This is a genomic window from Psychrobacter sp. 28M-43, assembly GCF_014770435.1.
GTDB lineage: Bacteria > Pseudomonadota > Gammaproteobacteria > Pseudomonadales > Moraxellaceae > Psychrobacter.
Window position 1 is genome coordinate 555,020 of sequence record NZ_CP061739.1, and the last position, 15,478, is coordinate 570,497.

General features: G+C 44.5%; 12 protein-coding genes. 2 read left to right on the forward strand and 10 right to left on the reverse strand.

What is annotated here, in order from left to right:
- Window positions 1-18 precede the first annotated feature (18 nt).
- From IEE84_RS02330 to dapC, 8 genes are all read right to left on the reverse strand, one after another.
- Window positions 19-909, reverse strand: a complete 891-nt coding sequence (locus IEE84_RS02330; protein ID WP_191114752.1) for a DODA-type extradiol aromatic ring-opening family dioxygenase — start codon at window positions 907-909, stop codon at window positions 19-21.
- A gap of 84 nt (window positions 910-993) precedes the next feature.
- Window positions 994-1,482 carry a 23S rRNA (pseudouridine(1915)-N(3))-methyltransferase RlmH gene (gene rlmH, locus IEE84_RS02335; RefSeq protein ID WP_057758501.1) on the reverse strand — a complete coding sequence of 163 codons (489 nt, stop codon included), beginning with the start codon at window positions 1,480-1,482 and terminating at the stop codon, window positions 994-996.
- Window positions 1,483-1,567: 85 nt separating this feature from the next.
- Entirely contained in the window at window positions 1,568-2,104 is a 537-nt protein-coding gene (locus IEE84_RS02340; protein ID WP_102094292.1) for a DUF421 domain-containing protein, read from the reverse strand.
- A gap of 185 nt (window positions 2,105-2,289) precedes the next feature.
- Window positions 2,290-2,775 carry an ABZJ_00895 family protein gene (locus IEE84_RS02345; RefSeq protein WP_191114753.1) on the reverse strand — a complete coding sequence of 162 codons (486 nt, stop codon included), beginning with the start codon at window positions 2,773-2,775 and terminating at the stop codon, window positions 2,290-2,292.
- A 69-nt stretch (window positions 2,776-2,844) separates the two neighbouring features.
- Window positions 2,845-4,887: a D-alanyl-D-alanine carboxypeptidase/D-alanyl-D-alanine-endopeptidase gene (locus tag IEE84_RS02350; RefSeq protein ID WP_191114754.1), complete on the reverse strand. Its 2,043-nt coding sequence runs from the start codon at window positions 4,885-4,887 to the stop codon at window positions 2,845-2,847.
- A gap of 323 nt (window positions 4,888-5,210) precedes the next feature.
- Window positions 5,211-5,816 carry a 3'-5' exonuclease gene (locus tag IEE84_RS02355; RefSeq protein ID WP_191114755.1) on the reverse strand — a complete coding sequence of 202 codons (606 nt, stop codon included), beginning with the start codon at window positions 5,814-5,816 and terminating at the stop codon, window positions 5,211-5,213.
- 82 nt (window positions 5,817-5,898) lie between these two features.
- Complete coding sequence (locus IEE84_RS02360) at window positions 5,899-7,893, reverse strand: DUF294 nucleotidyltransferase-like domain-containing protein (RefSeq protein WP_191114756.1); 1,995 nt, start codon at window positions 7,891-7,893, stop codon at window positions 5,899-5,901.
- A 153-nt stretch (window positions 7,894-8,046) separates the two neighbouring features.
- Window positions 8,047-9,276, reverse strand: coding sequence for a succinyldiaminopimelate transaminase (gene dapC / locus IEE84_RS02365; protein WP_191114757.1), 1,230 nt, complete (start codon window positions 9,274-9,276; stop codon window positions 8,047-8,049).
- A gap of 259 nt (window positions 9,277-9,535) precedes the next feature.
- Here dapC and IEE84_RS02370 point away from each other — a divergent pair, with 259 nt between their 5' ends.
- Window positions 9,536-10,207, forward strand: coding sequence for a hypothetical protein (locus IEE84_RS02370; protein ID WP_191114758.1), 672 nt, complete (start codon window positions 9,536-9,538; stop codon window positions 10,205-10,207).
- 81 nt (window positions 10,208-10,288) lie between these two features.
- On the opposite strand, the gene glnD is transcribed toward IEE84_RS02370, so the two are convergent.
- Window positions 10,289-13,045 carry a [protein-PII] uridylyltransferase gene (gene glnD, locus IEE84_RS02375; protein WP_191114759.1) on the reverse strand — a complete coding sequence of 919 codons (2,757 nt, stop codon included), beginning with the start codon at window positions 13,043-13,045 and terminating at the stop codon, window positions 10,289-10,291.
- A 239-nt stretch (window positions 13,046-13,284) separates the two neighbouring features.
- On the reverse strand, window positions 13,285-14,076 hold the full coding sequence (map, locus tag IEE84_RS02380; RefSeq protein ID WP_371548431.1) for a type I methionyl aminopeptidase: 792 nt from the start codon (window positions 14,074-14,076) through the stop codon (window positions 13,285-13,287).
- Between the two features lie 298 nt (window positions 14,077-14,374).
- Here map and IEE84_RS02385 point away from each other — a divergent pair, with 298 nt between their 5' ends.
- Window positions 14,375-15,451: an esterase/lipase family protein gene (locus IEE84_RS02385; RefSeq protein WP_191114760.1), complete on the forward strand. Its 1,077-nt coding sequence runs from the start codon at window positions 14,375-14,377 to the stop codon at window positions 15,449-15,451.
- Window positions 15,452-15,478 lie beyond the last annotated feature (27 nt).

Below are 15,478 nucleotides of genomic sequence, written 5' to 3' on the forward strand. Positions count from 1 at the left end.
AGTTTGGATTAATAACACTCAATCAAAGCGATAAATATCCATACCCAAACTATGATGAGCCATACTTTGATGAACGACAGAGATGCGTTGACCAGTACCTAATGCAAAAAACAGCGGTAGCAAGTGCTCATCACTTGGATGAATGTCCTTATAATTTGGGTACTGCTGCCAGTCGAGCGCCGTGGGGATATCTATTTTGAGTTGCTGCAACAACCATTGTTTAAACGCTTTGGCTGCTTGATCGATGCTGTCGGCTTCCCAGCGCAATGCTTGCAAATTATGCGTAATGTTACCTGAGCCAATGACGAGAATTTGCTCATCACGTAGATGTGCTAACTGTGCCCCTAACTGATAGCAGGCAATACTGTCATAATGCTGTGGTAGTGATATCTGTATGATAGGCACATCGGCTTCTGGATACAGATGTCTAAGCGGCGCCCACACACCATGATCACAGGCACGTACTGGGTTGACACTACAAGTAATGCCACGTGCGGTCAGCTGCTGAGCAAGTGTCTCAGCCAGTGCAGGCTGGCCTGTAGCAGGATACTGAATGTCATAAAGTTCAGGCGAAAATCCTGAAAAGTCATGCCACGTCTTTGGCTGTGGATTGCTGCTAATCTCTAGCTTTGCTGACTGCCAATGCGCTGACATAATGACAATGGCACGTGGCTTAGGTAAGTTTTGACCGATACGTGCCAGTGCACTGGTCGTCGCAGACTGCTCAATTGCAAGCGTAGGTGCGCCATGCGAGATAAAGAGCGCTGGTAGCTTAGATGTATTCGTCGCTACATCAGATGTATTTCCCCATGCGGCAGCCGCTGTGATAGGCGTCTGCACACTATGATGGTCATCACGTTGATGAGAGGGCTTAGAGGCGTTGGGTGTCGCACGTTTTGGATATTTCATGTTGCATTTATTAGGGCGTGCGCCAGTTTTTCAATCTACTTTAGGGTCAATGTTTTAAATCGAAAAAATAGCTCAGTATTTTATTTAATTACCACGGTGATAAGGGTGGTTGTTGTTGATACTCATCGCGCGATACAATTGTTCCATAAGTACGACGCGCACTAGCGGATGCGGCAATGTCAGTGCTGATAGTGATAATTTTGCATCGGCCTTTGCCAATACTTCTGGCGAGACACCATCTGCACCGCCAATGACCAAGGCAATATCATCGCCTTGCAGCATGCCATCAGCGAGCTTATCAGCCAATCCTTCTGTCGAAATCATCTTGCCTTTGACATCTAATACCCATAATTGCTCGCGGCTCGATGCATTATGAGCAGCTAATATAGCCTGACCTTCCTGCTCACGGTACTGCGCCAAATTGGCATCTGAAGGGTTTTTCGCCCGCTTGGCTGCCGCAATTTCGACAATTTCTGTGCTTAGCATTGGTTGAATGCGTTTGTAATATTCGTCAAAACCCGTCTGTACCCAGCTAGGCATTTTATTGCCAACGGTCAAAATCCTTACTTTCATAATGCTTACCATCTCGATAATTGAATTCAAGCTTACTAGAGCGTGTTCTTAATAGTTGTATCGTTCGTTCTTTATTGTCTGCAATTTACATCAGAGGGTTAATCGTCTCTGATACGTTGCTACTTGCGCTTTGATCGTCCGCTTGGCTTGGCTTTGGAATAACAGTCAATTTTGCATCAGACTCAAAAACAATAGCTTCGACATCATCAAAACTATTAATCCCTTCAGAACGCATGGCACATTCGATTTCTTGACGCGTCAAGCGCTCATCACGCATGGCATCTGGCAAAAACTGCCCTTGATAAAAAACGATACGCGGCTCTGATAAAATAAAGTTACTAAATTGCGGTGAAACAGACGCATATTTGGTCACCACAAATTGCAATAGGTACAGCACTAAAATCGACGACACCCCTTCAACAAAGGGAATGTCTTTGAGCAAAATTGTACTGGCACCCAACGAGCCGATCATGACCGTCACGATCCAATCGAAGTTGTTGAGCTGCGATGTTGAGCGTTTGCCAGAGACTTTGGTAACTGTCACGATCAACACGTAAACCATAACAGTCGTCAAAACAATACGACCAAGCTTGTCTATGTTGTCAAAAAAGATCATGTCCATAATGTTCGCTCCTATTATAAAGGTAAAACAAGTCATCGCTAAAATACTACTTACTAGGGCGCGCCTTACTTTGTCTCATTTTTAGTACTATTCTTAAAATAATGACACACCCTAAACTTAGCCTAACGGATTTTACGCATTAGCAGGGGAAAACTTTGTAGCACCTTGTAGATGATGGTTTGTACTTACGTTGATTTGCGTATAGGGTCTAATAATCGATTGATAGACCATAGACTGATTCGCGCACTGACTAGAGTGAGAACCAGCATTAGCATTAGTGATGAAAGCAGGGGCAGTGGACGCTGCATTGCCATCTCAAACAATACCTCACGGCTTATCGTATCAAACAGCCAAAACCAGATGGCTGAAAAATAAATGACCGTCAGCATCCAGACAATCACAACCCCACCAAACATCAACTTATTAATCTCATCTCGCGCTAATGCTCGCTTCTGATGTTTGATAAATTTACTGACAGCGATATAAGCACCCACGATAATAGAAACCACCATGACCAATTGTGGATTGAGCGCAAGTTTGGTCTGTATCATCATAAATATGGTACTGGCGAGCGTGTATCCAATCGCAAAAAAACCGACATATCGTGCCAGTTTGGGCTGCACTTGTATAAGCGTCTGAGGTTTGTTGAGACTGGTTGTCTGGCGTGACATAAGCTAACCTTTATAAAGGTAAAAAATAGATTATTGATAATAAGTCGACTTAAAGCGTTAATTAAAATATCAACGCTGCGCTGTCCAGTCGAGCATGGCATCTAACACAGGTCGCGCGGCATAAGGATTTAATGCTTGATCGGTATTGATTATACCGACGACAACATAATCTTGTCCTGACAGCCCTTTGACGTAACCTGCCATTGAGGTGACGTTATTTAACGTGCCAGTCTTTATCCATGCGCGACCAGTTGCTGCTGATTCAGGCAAGCGATCGCTGTGGGCGGCAATAGTGCCACTAACCCCAGCGACCCCTAACGAGTCGACATAGGCTTCAAAATTTGGTCGACTATAAGCATAAGTCAGTAGCTCGCTTAGGTTGGCGGCGGTGATAGTACACTCACGGCAAAGTCCTGAGCCATTGGTCAAATGGGGCGGCGGCGTACTGAGATTGGTTTGCCACCATTGATTGATGGTTTGTAAGGCTGCAGGGTAATCTGTTGTAGCAGGTTTGCCAAACTGATATAAGCTATCAGCCTTTTTGCCACTAGATTTAACAGCCGCTACTTTATTATCCATCTCGTTACTAGCACTGGCTTCATGACTGCTTGGACTAGTCGCAGTTGTGCTAGCAGGTACTGCTTGAGTCAGCCTTTCTTTATCATAAGCGCCTATAGATAGCGCCACTTGCTCAGCCATGACATTGTTCGAAAAGTGATTAATGTCATGGATCTGCTCCGTTAAATTCAATGACGGATAGCTGACCATAGGTAGAGGCGACATCGCGATAGCCGTAAGTCCGTGCGCTCGTTTTATTGTCTTGATCATATCGTAAGGGGTTTCTTGCGAAATTACCTGCCCACTCAAAGTATTCCCCAGCGCTTGCCATTTGGCAGCGATAACGTGTGCGGCAAACTCTTTGGCATTGGGATATGCCACGTAAAAGACATGCTCACCGCAGCTCTCTGGCAGACTGGCATTTAACACAAGCTGCGTGTTTTGCCACTGCGGCGCTAGGCTATAGCTTGCTTGCCCACAACTGGCTGCACGGGTATTGATTGTAGCAGGCAGCTGATAGTTGGCTAACCGCGGCTTATAGGTCACGCTTGCTTGACCATTATCTTGAGGGTGAGTTTTGATACCAATGGTGCTAAAGTTGACCAAAAACCCATCTGGGCTAGCGTTATAGGGACGTAGCGGTGAGTTATCAAAGGCGGCAGGATCTTTACTAACATTGTTAAAAACTGCGCTGTCGATGATGATGTCACCATCGATATGACGAATACCTGATGCTTGCACTTTATACAGTAACTGCTGTAAGCGCTCGTGGGTCATTTTCGGGTCGCCACTTCCTTGAATAATCAAGTCACCATGTAGACGGTTGCCGATGACAATACCTGTGTGATAAACCCGTGTATGCCACACAAAATCTGCCCCTAAAGTGTCCAAAGCGATAAAGCTAGGCACGAGTTTCATGGTGCTGGCAGGCGTACGAGGGATGTCAGACTGGTGATCTAGCAAAGGCGAAAATGAAATCTTTATAGAGGTTTTATTATTGCTTGCCGTATCTTGGGCTTTGGCATTCTGATCAAGTGTATGCTGAGGTTCGTCAGGGATAACCGTTGGAATGCTCTCTACGCTCTGATAAGTATAAGGGTCATCGGTATAAGCATGTATTTTTTGCTCGTGCTTCTCAATGGTGCGCTGCTCTATGGTAACTAAGGCGCTCTGATGGCTCGGATCGCTGGTACTTGTATCCGTAGAGGCGTTAGTAACTGGGTGTTCAGATACTATAGTAGATGCAGATTGGCTGTCAGGTTCATCACTATCAATGACTTGAATAGGAGTAGGCAGACGGCTGGCAGTCTTGTTACCTACAGGTGTAATCACGATGCTGATATCCGCTTCTGTTAGGTCGGCACGTGCCAAGGCTTTTTGAATGGCTGCTGGCAACACGGCTTGTGCATGTATCGGTGCGACTATAACCGCTGCCAATAACGCTAACCTAGATAGACGTTTATTAGGTTGGTTTAGCGGTCGCAAATGACGACAAAGCGTGGTGATTTTGGTTGCAGCAGTAGAGTAATGACGGCGTTTAGAAGGGTATCGCATGAGCATCTTTCATCAGGTGGCAAAAACAGCCTATGGTAACATGAGTTGCTGTTTTCGCACACGATGTCAGCAGTACAATTTTAGGGCATGTCATCAATCTGAGCAGTAAACTGTAAACGCGCTAAAAATGGCTAAACCTTTGCCAAACTGCGTCAAGTAGCTGGCTGATATCTCGATATTATCTGTACTCCTTTCCTTGTTTGACTGCCATTTACTTCATTTTTATCACCATTTTCGAAATGAGGACACTCCTTTGCGATAACGACGCCCTTATTGAGATAACTAACTCTAACTATCGATTGAACTGAGAGCATGGTTTGCTGCTAACGCACATGCAAAAAAGCCATCGCCGTCATGACAGCATCGTTATAAGCATCGTGCGCGCCCAGTTCAGGAATGTTGTAATGGGCTAGGATACGATTCAGATGTTGAGCTTGGCCAGAAAGCCCTTGGGTGTGACCACTGATACGCCGACTGTACAGATGACGCAAATCTATGACTTCGTTTGGTAGCGAGGTTCCCATATAGCGTTTGACCAAAGGATTTAAAAAAGCCATGTCTAGCTGTGTGCAGAATCCAACGATTGGTCGATTGCCTATGAATGGTAGCAGCAGTGCCAACATGTCATAGTAACTCATGCCATGCTCAACATCGGCGGTACGCAAGCCATGAATAACAATAGTGTCGCGGTCTGGCATTACAGGAGGTCTGCAAACCAAATGCATGCCATTACCCGTGTCGATGGTATTGCCATTAATATGTATCGCTGCTACAGACAGCAGGTGATGCTTCTTGGGGTTCAGTCCTGTCATCTCGCAGTCAATCGCCACCCACTGCTCAGCCGAAGGTGTCGTAAACATTGAGACCAGCTCTGGACGCTGCAATTGCGTCTTTTGCCAAGCGCAAGATAACTGCTGTAACCAGCTCATATCGGTTGCTCATCCATATATGCTATTTTTGTATTTATAGAATTTTTCTATCCATGGAGCCTCTGTATTAAGACTGCCACATTTATGCGATTTCTAACTGATAGTGTTGACGCAATTGATTCTTAAAGCTTTTGACCACGGCCAGACACTCTTTGAGTAGGTCACGTTCAAGTGCAGTCAAAGTCGTTGGATCTACTTGCCGTGCATGCTTATCGTCGGTTGAGAGCGCCACAGATAAGCGCTGCGCCATAAAAAACTCTAAGGCTTCAAGCAAAGTATCGGCGCGCTCTTGGGTCATAGCATCAACCTGTACCAGAGCCTTTAAACGCGCTTTGGTACTAGGCACATCGAGCACATTGTTCTCTAATGCTAAGGTACGGACACCATGCACCAAGGGAAAGATACCAGCTTTTTTTAGGTCAATATCGGATGATGCTGATTTACCACCTAGTAAAGGGACAAACTTTTGCCACCATTGATTAACATCGCCAAACTGTAGCGCTGCCCGGGCAAACTGCCTGACAAACATAGGGTCTGCTTGTTGATGAGCAAGTTCTAAGTGCTGACGTACTTGAGTAAGCAGTGACTCATCGCCGCAGACGTATTCAGCATCTAGTATCGCAGACAAGTAAATACCATGCATCGGATCTGAATTTCTAAACCATAGGTTAATTTGTGCAGTGAATGGCTTGAGCGGTTGTCGCCACATAGGATTGGTCATCATAATATTGCCATCACACAGTGGGTAGCCAAGCGTTGCTAAATGGCTATTAAAAGTATCAGCAAACTGTGCTAGGTCAGGATGCGTATAGCCATCACGAATGATGAGCGCGTTGTCTTGATCGGTACGCATAATTTGCTCACCGCGCCCTTCTGAACCCATAACGATCAGGCAAGTATTGGCCATCACTTCATCAGGTACGATTAGCTGCCATAGTTTGGTAAATACCTGCGCATTTAGCGTCTGTACCATACGACTGATATTGCCGATTTTGACACCATTGTGATGCTGTGCTCGAATATAGCGACCGATCAGCTCAACAGCGGTATCTAGGCTTGATAAGTCCTGCGCCTGTTCGATTTGAATACTAATGAGCTGTGAATGATGGCCTATGTGAGCGAGCATATCGCTTTGCCCAAGCACACCGACGACATCGCCACTCTTATCAATGACTGGCAGTCTATGAATACGATAGCGAGTCATGGTCAGCAGCGCATCGCCAATCTCATCACTGGCTTTGATGGTTCGCAGATTAAAATTAGCATAGCGCTGGCAAGGAGTAATAGCTGGATCTTGTCTGTCACTCACCGCGCGGCAGATATCAGTATCGGTCAAAATCCCTAAAAGTAATCTTGTCTCAAGTTGCGCTGTTTGTGAGCTATCTAAATCATTTGAACTATCTAAGTCATCTAAGCCATCCAAACTATCTAAGCCATGTAGCGGTCTGACCAGTACATGTTTCAATCCAGCTTTGGTCATGATGCGGGCCGCTTCGTACAAGCTATCATTGGCATCGACGATATGGACTGGTAATAGATGAACATCTATCACTGGTTGCAGCATGATTTGCTGTACTTCTTGTTGGTTGGTATAGCTGGCAGGATCTAGCGTTTTATTATGACGTCGTTGGCGCAATGCTTTTAATCGTTCAGGCAGCTTGTCTGATAGCATTTGCCGTACCAAATGATTTTGCGCGCTGATTTTATCAATAGCGGTGCCAGCGACTTGGAGCAGTAACGTCTCTTCATTAGCTCGGAATTGATAGGGCTGTATGGACGTACTTTCAGGCTCTAGCTGATTATCCTTGGCAAGTGACTCAGGCAGGCGGCGACTATCAAACCAATCATTATTGTTCAGACCGTCAGCGTGATTGCTACCTACATAGGACGCGACAAACTCACCATCTAATGATTGCTCGATTTGCCCTTTGATGACCACATACAGACATTGCAGTTCCTCTGCAGGCAAGCCTTCGTTTTTGGCAAGGTAGCGTATTTGGGTGTTTTTCCTAATGCTTTGACGCTCAGCTAAGCTCAGTACATCAAAGGGCGGTTGGCTAAAATCAAGATGGGGCATGGCATCATCCTTGATGGCATATTTTCGGTAGAGACTTTACTATAGCATTAATAAAACAAAAAGCCTCCAATAACCCTATTTATATTGTGGTTATTTGAGGCTTTTTAATATTGTGACATTTATTCCAGCTACAGTAGATTTTTCTAATTAGCTTTAAGCACCTAATAATTTGCGGATACGACTGATTGATTCTCGGCTCTCATCGACACTCGCGACCAGAGCGATACGCACATAACCTTGTCCAGGATTATGACCATCAACTTCACGTGACAAATAGCGTCCTGCCAATGCATGAATATTGGCTTGCTCATACAACGCTTTGACAAAGATTTCATCATCACCATCGAACTGCTCAGGTACTTTGACCCAGAAGTAGAACCCAGCATCAGGCATACGTAACTCTAGCAATTCCCCAAGCTCAGACATCCATAGGGCAAACTTCTCTTGATATAGCGCTCGATTATGAGCGACGTGTTTTTCGTCTTGCCACGCAGCGATAGAGGCCAGCTGATGAGGTATCGGCATCGCACAACCTTGATAAGTACGATATTGCAAATAAGCCTGCAGAATTTTGGCATCACCAGCCACAAATCCAGAGCGTAAACCAGGCAGGTTGGAACGTTTGGATAGAGAGTGGAACACGATACAGTTTTTAAAATCACGGCGACCAAGGGCAGCACAAGCTTGAAGCAATCCAATCGGTGCTGTATCAAAATACAGCTCGCTATAACACTCGTCACTGGCAATAATAAAACCGTACTGATCTGATAGGCGAATGAGGTATTCCCAATCATCCATTGTCATGACGGCGCCTGTTGGATTGTTTGGACTACAGACAAACAATAGCTGCGTACGCGTCCAGACGTCTTTTGGTACCGCGCGAAAGTCACCTTTGTAGTCATTATCTGATGTACAAGGGACAAAGTAAGGCGTTGCCTGTGCCAGTATCGCTGCACCTTCATATATCTGATAAAACGGGTTGGGCATGACAACCGTAGGCGATGCATTAGACGCTGGAGCATTGCTCTCTGTGTCAGCTACATCATGATCAACGACCGCTTGTACAAAGCTAAAAATCGCTTCTCGTGTGCCCATTACTGGTAATACTTGAGTATTAGCATCGACGTGATTAAGAAAAAACCGCTTCTCTAACCAGTGGGCGATAGTTTGACGTAGCTCAAACATACCGTTTGTGGTTGGATAACGACTTATTTTGTCCAAGTTTTCGCGTAGGACGTCCAGCACAAATGCAGGGGGCTCATGTTTTGGCTCACCAATACCGAGCTTTATTTCACTGTAACCGTTGGCAGGCTTGCTATCGGCAAGCAAGGTTGCCATCTTTGCGAATGGATAAGGATATAGATGCTTTAAGTTGTGATTCATAAGTGTGATAACTATAATAGACAATTAATAATAAAGTTATAAAGAAAATTTACATTAGAGCAGTGTAGCACTTCTCTAATTTTTTGTCCTTTTCTTCTTATATCGTGAATAGGCATTTACCAAGCGTAAGCTATTCATTGTATGACTACCAAATAGGTAGTCGCCAAAAAGTCTTTTGAACCTTTCATATTTATAACCTATAACAATATAAAAAATGACTATTCACAAAAGTGGTAGATCGTTTTAAGGATAGTTTGATATGTCTAGTGTGCTAAATAATGATGATCTCATCGCTAAAGATATCAATAATGAAAAACTTGATAACAATTTACAGCGCTCTAACCTGTATAAACTGCTCAAAGAGCGTGAACAGAGCTGGTGGCAAGCGCGCCAGCAACTGATCGAGCGTCAAGAAAAGAAAATGTTTTGGTATGGTGAAAACAGCCTCATTATGTGGCTATTGTGGCAATTGGTCGGCTACGTGGTAGTGGCAATGGCCTTGATGCTGCTCAATAATATATTTGGTATTTCATTACCGCTATGGCAATACGTTTCTTTGTTTGTAATACAGACCATATTTTTTGTCAGCGCCCTTGCTGCTAAAGGCCAGTTGGAAAACAAACTTCAGCGCAAAATAGACAACGACGAGCTGATGCGCGAAGAGGCGCTCAACGAGATGATTATTTTGGCAGAGGATAGCCTGTATCCTGATGTACATGCCAAATCGCCTATTTCTTTAGAAGCCTTAGATGATTATCTAGATGGACAGTTTCACCTAGCAAGCTTGCAGTGTTTGCTACAAAAAGAAGTCGATGCTGGACGATTAATCATGGAGCAGCAGCCACCTGAAGTAGGTGTTTTGCCGCCAGAGCTTGCTGACGATGAATTGAACGAACATGCCAGCGAGATAACCTATAGAAGTACGTTATAAAACGTACTTCTATGATGACTATCAGACTACTTTTGCTAGTTAATATTCAAAATAATGGCTAACCAAAACTATCTAGCCGTATCAAAAATATATTACGCTATTATGCTCTTTCTGAACGGTAAGACTGGCTAACAGAGCTGCCTTTAATGCTTCCAGTCTATCAGGTGAGAGTGGCTTATCGTTTTGATCACTGATATAAAACATATCCTCAGCACGCTCACCTAGAGTAGTAATACGCGCAGCATGTACTTCGATTTGCTCTTGCAAAAACACTTGCCCAACTCGCGCCAGTAGCCCTGGCTGATCAAGCGTTTCTAAGCTCATGATGTGCTGATCTGATGCTTCATTAAACTCAAAGTTAATCACCGTTTTCACTTCAAAGTGTCTTAGCTGACGCGGCATACGCTTATTCGTCAGTTTAAGTACGGTAGGATCTTTGAACGAGTCGATTAAGCGTTGTTTTAGCTCTTGTTGGCTCTCCTCATCGACCAGCAATGTGCCACTAGGATCTAGCAATACATAAGAATCCAAAGCAAAGTCACGGGTCGCTGTGATAATACGTGCATCTAAAACATCTAGATTCATCTGATCAAATACCGCCATGGTGACGGCAAACAGGTTCATCTGATCTTGGGTGTAAACAAATACCTGTACCGCATCAAGTGCCAATTCGCGATGTTCACGCAAAACGACCAACGGCGGACTGTCAGCATTAGAAGCCAATCCAATCGGTGGATGATTCAAAATAGCTTCAGTATGCCATAAGATATCTTCTGCAATCTCTCGCAAGAAATACTCATCGCCCAAGTCATCCCATAGACGCAATACTTCATCGCGGTTCATATGTTGGTTATTGACATTATCTAGCATCGTCAACGCTTGCTTGCGTGTGGCGCTAATCATATCTTGACGATTGGTGGGCGCATCGATATCAGCGCGCAAGATGCGCCGAGTTTGTGAGTATAGCTGTTTCATGAGGGTCGCCCGCCAGCTGTTCCATAGCTGTGGGTTGGTCGCATTCATATCAGCCACCGTCAGTACATACAGATGGTTTAGATGAGTCACGTTACCGATGAGATCAGAGAAAATAGTCACCACCTCAGGGTCTGAGATATCTTTTTTCTGTGCAGTAATCGACATAAGAAGGTGATAGCGCGTGAGCCAGCCTACTAAGTTCGCATCCGCCAAGCTCATACCATGCGATAAACAAAACTCAATTGATTCGGTTTGACCAAGCTCACTATGATCGCCGCCACGGCCCTTAGCAATATCATGGAACATGGCTGCCAGCACCAAAATCTCTTTACGCTCGATACGCTGAAAGATAGAGCTGACCAGTGGAAACTCTTCGTGAAATGTCGGATCTGTAAATCGGTGTAAAATTCTAATCAAAAACAAGGTATGCGCATCTACTGTATAACGATGGAACAAGTCATACTGCATAAGGCCAGTGACTTGCGCAAAAGCAGGAATATAGTTACCCAATACTCCATAGCGATTCATGGTACGTAGACGATGAAATAGGTAGTTTTGTTCTTTTAGATTCGATAAAAACAACGCTTTGTGAGTAGGGTTGTCTCTATATATCTGATCGATGCCGCGTGCGGCAATTTTGAGTGCGCGCAAAGTATGGGTGCGAACTTTATCGATGCCATGCTGACCCATCAATAAAAACATCTCTAAGATAGAATCTGGGTGCTGTGCAAAAACTCGATGATGTGCGATGGCAATCTGGTTACCAATACGGTTGAATCGCGCATTTATAGGCTGTTTTTTTGGCCGTTCATCGTCAGGCAGCTGCGGCTCTATGATCGTTTCGTAATAATGATTGGTCAGCATCTCAGACAGCGTTGATATCTGCATCGCACAGCGATAGTAGTCGCGCATAAACCGTTCGACCGCAGCATTAGGCTGGTCATCAGGCTGGGTCTCGTAGCCCATTAGCTGAGCAATCTCACGCTGATAGTCGAATAACAGCTTGTTTTCGTTACGGCCAGTCAGTACATGTAAGTAATGACGAATTTGCCATAAGTACCCTTCGGCAAAGCTCAACTCATCAAACTCTTTTTCGGTCAAAAAATTCTGTTGCACTAAATCATATAGCTTGCTCACGCGAAAATAACGCTTGGTGACCCAGCCGATAATATGGATATCACGTAGCCCGCCTGGTGCTGTTTTGATATTGGGTTCAAGGTTGTATTCGGTGGCATTGTGCTGCAAGTAACGCGCTTTGGATTCTTCCATTTTCACATCAAAAAATGCGCGCGGAGACCACTGTTTATTAACGATTTGAGCGGGCATGTCTTGCAATGCTTCGTTACCGATTAGGAGTCGAGCCTCTAGCTGAGCACTAGCAATCGTATGATCAAGCGCGGCCTCTAGCGCATCATTAACACTACGTACGGAGAGAGCAGGCTCTAGTCCTATGTCCCATAGTAGAGCGACCAGTTTGTCGATTTTACTACTGGCATCAGCACCTATTTCACCAGGAGACAGGAGCAAAATATCGATGTCTGAATAAAGCGATAGCTCACCGCGCCCGTAGCCACCAGTCGCAAAAAACGCCAAATCAGTTTTATCTAACTCAAACCATTTAAACAACGCTATCAATAGGCTATCGATAGCGCAAGCACGCGCTGCAACCAACTGACGAATATTGGTACCACGTTCTAGTGAGCGGCTGATATCGTCGTTGATCTGGGCCAACCATTCAGGAATGCCAAGTAGATTCTTGTCTGTCACATTTTTGGCTGACAGTGGGGATGAGTCTGTCGCCACCTCACTTGGTAGTATCGGTAAAGGCGTCAAATCAACAGAGGCGATATCACAATTAAACATGAGTGTTATCCAGTTAAGAGTTTAGAAATAGAACGTTCGAGCTGAGCGCTATTAGGCATCTAATATGCCGATGGCTAATAAAAGTCACCAATAGCAATTATCAATAAAGGTGCTGATAAATATATCAATAGAAGTTATCAGGTCATCTGAGTATAAAGACAAAGCGCCTATAAGCACAATACTCAATATGCCCTAATTAAAGACCAAAAAAAAGACCGCCTAAGCGATCTTTGATTGTACTACTGCGTCAAAAAACTTAAATCTTCTTCAGGGCGAGTAGTAAATACCTCACAACCATTATCTGTTACGACCATGGTGTGCTCCCATTGAGCAGACAATTTGCGGTCTTTAGTAATCGCCGTCCACTCATCAGGCAAAATCTTAGTTTGCCACGTGCCTTGGTTAATCATAGGTTCGATGGTAAACGTCATACCTGTTTTTAGCTCAAAACCAGTGCCCTTTTTGCCATAGTGCATGACTTGTGGCTCATGGTGGAATTCGTCACTGATACCATGACCACAGAACTCGCGAACGATACTGAAGCGCTCAGGCTCGACAACGGCCTGAATAGCAGCACCGACATCACCTAGGCGTGCACCGTTTTTGACCACGCTCATACCCGCATAAAGGGCGTCTTGTGCCACTTTGCAAATACGCTGTGCCATGATAGAGCCGTTGCCGACGATCCACATTTTTGAGGTATCGCCATAGTAACCGTCTTTGATAACAGTCACATCGATGTTGATAATATCACCATCTTTTAGCAGCTTGCTTTCAGTTGGGATACCATGACAGACAACATGGTTGACTGAGGTACAGATAGATTTTGGAAAACCATTATAGTTAAGTGGGGCAGGGATAGCCTGCTGCACATTAACAATATAGTCATGGGCGATCTGATTGAGCGCTTCGGTACTGACGCCCACTTTGACATGCTCGTCGAGCATGACAAGCACATCACTAGCGAGTTTACCGGCCACACGCATTTTTTCTATGGCTTCTGGAGACTGGATAAGGGATTTTTTAGTCATCATCGTATATCTTATAATTATGGGTTCATTGTGGATAGATTATACCATAAACATACTAGTGACACTTTTACGTTAAGTGATAGTGTACCTATCATTATCATTGATAATAATTGCTTTACAGCATGGTGAGGGCTTATATGACTCATTAGTCAGACTGATATATTCATATTTTGACAAATTAGTTGAATGTTGCAGGATATATAAGTAATGTAATTTTGCCTGCTAACGGAATTAGCAGCAATTTTTACTGTAGTTGTGCAGTAAAAATAACCAAATCAATGATAACAAGGATGTTGTTATGACGCTTTCTTTGTACATTCGTGCAGCTCTCACACCGAGGACATTGTTACCGATACTGGGTTCAATCAGTGCTAGTGTGCTTCTAATGACCATGCAAACCACTTCTGCTCAAGCTGCAGGACAATACTATAATTGTGCCAATGCTAACGGTTGCAAGTTGGTGGACAGTAAATACTTCACTTCTAGTTACACTAAAACTCAATATCCAGTCGTCTTAGCACACGGGCTTGGCGGCTTCACAACGCTATTTGGAGTCATTGACTATTTTAATGGGATTCCAGAAGACTTGATGAAAGGTGGCTCAGAGGTATATACCACCAAAACGTCAGCGGTCAATAACAGCGAAGTTCGAGGTGAGCAACTGCTACAACAGGTCAAGACCATTGCCGCGATCTCAGGTGAGTCTAAAGTTAATTTATTTGGACACAGTCAGGGAGGTATAGATATCCGTTATGTCGCTGGCGTCGCGCCAAAGTACGTGGCTTCAGTAACCGCAGTATCAAGCCCAGAACAAGGATCAAAAACCGCTGATTTTGTGAAAAATGTCCTTGAACCAAATAATACTTCTGGACAGCCATCTAATGTCACCACCCAGCTAGTATCAGGCGTGTTTAATCTGATTGGTGGCTTTACAGATATTGGTTCTGGTATCAGTTTCAATCAAATTCAACAACAAGATGGCTGGCAAGCGCTCGTGGCTCTATCGACCGATGGTGCTGCTAAGTTCAATGCCAAATTTCCTGCAGCAATGCCAAAAAACTACTGTGGTCAGCCGACTAGTACGGCAGTCAATGGCATCAAGTATTATTCGTTTAGCGGCGTTGGGCAAATAACGAGCGCACTTGATCCTAGCGATTATCTATTGGCCGCAACGGGCGTACCATTTGCAGGTGAGTCTAATGATGGATTGGTATCTGCTTGCTCAAGTCGTCTTGGCTATGTAATTCGTGATAATTATAGAATGAACCATTTGGATTCCGCTGATCAAGTCTTGGGTTTGACGGCATGGGGAGAGTCTGAGCCAAAATCCATCTATCGCACCCAGGTAAACCGTCTGAAAAACGCCAACCTATAAGCTGAACTACAAAACAAGAATGCTCAT

What these genes read in the sequence shown, in the direction of transcription:
- IEE84_RS02330 (WP_191114752.1), bottom strand. Translation starts at nt 909, where the DNA reads ATGAAATATCCAAAACGTGCGACACCCAACGCCTCTAAGCCCTCTCAT.
- rlmH (WP_057758501.1), bottom strand. Translation starts at nt 1,482, where the DNA reads ATGAAAGTAAGGATTTTGACCGTTGGCAATAAAATGCCTAGCTGGGTA.
- IEE84_RS02340 (WP_102094292.1), bottom strand. Translation starts at nt 2,104, where the DNA reads ATGGACATGATCTTTTTTGACAACATAGACAAGCTTGGTCGTATTGTT.
- IEE84_RS02345 (WP_191114753.1), bottom strand. Translation starts at nt 2,775, where the DNA reads ATGTCACGCCAGACAACCAGTCTCAACAAACCTCAGACGCTTATACAA.
- IEE84_RS02350 (WP_191114754.1), bottom strand. Translation starts at nt 4,887, where the DNA reads ATGCGATACCCTTCTAAACGCCGTCATTACTCTACTGCTGCAACCAAA.
- IEE84_RS02355 (WP_191114755.1), bottom strand. Translation starts at nt 5,816, where the DNA reads ATGAGCTGGTTACAGCAGTTATCTTGCGCTTGGCAAAAGACGCAATTG.
- IEE84_RS02360 (WP_191114756.1), bottom strand. Translation starts at nt 7,893, where the DNA reads ATGCCCCATCTTGATTTTAGCCAACCGCCCTTTGATGTACTGAGCTTA.
- dapC (WP_191114757.1), bottom strand. Translation starts at nt 9,276, where the DNA reads ATGAATCACAACTTAAAGCATCTATATCCTTATCCATTCGCAAAGATG.
- IEE84_RS02370 (WP_191114758.1), top strand. Translation starts at nt 9,536, where the DNA reads ATGTCTAGTGTGCTAAATAATGATGATCTCATCGCTAAAGATATCAAT.
- glnD (WP_191114759.1), bottom strand. Translation starts at nt 13,045, where the DNA reads ATGTTTAATTGTGATATCGCCTCTGTTGATTTGACGCCTTTACCGATA.
- map (WP_371548431.1), bottom strand. Translation starts at nt 14,076, where the DNA reads ATGACTAAAAAATCCCTTATCCAGTCTCCAGAAGCCATAGAAAAAATG.
- IEE84_RS02385 (WP_191114760.1), top strand. Translation starts at nt 14,375, where the DNA reads ATGACGCTTTCTTTGTACATTCGTGCAGCTCTCACACCGAGGACATTG.